Origin of the sequence: Zoogloea sp. LCSB751, from assembly GCF_002028455.1 — a bacterium.
Classification (GTDB): Bacteria; Pseudomonadota; Gammaproteobacteria; order Burkholderiales; family Rhodocyclaceae; genus Zoogloea.
In genome coordinates this window covers 1-255 of sequence record NZ_MWUM01000385.1, presented here as the reverse complement: position 1 = coordinate 255, position 255 = coordinate 1, and the positions used below count along the sequence as shown (strand labels likewise).

General features: G+C 43.5%; 1 pseudogene. It reads right to left on the bottom strand.

From position 1 onward, the window contains the following. Positions 1-255: pseudogene (locus B4920_RS27050) on the bottom strand (DNA mismatch repair protein MutL); the annotation flags it as partial.

The following is a 255-nucleotide window of genomic DNA, read 5'->3' as shown; positions in this document are numbered from 1 at the left end:
TTCATTTGCTGTAGCAAAATACGCTCATGCGCTGCATGCATATCAACAATAATCAGCCCTTCTGTATTTTGAGCCAGCACATAAATACCATGCAATTGTGCAATGGCAATTCCCAACGGATGCTCATCGACTTTAGTGCTTTGCACTGTAAAATCAGCCAAAGACTGAGCTTGATCAACAGCAGATGAAGCATCACGCAGACGTGCTAAATAGCTTTGCAAGGCATTATTGAGCTGTTGTGAGCCCTGATAGCGT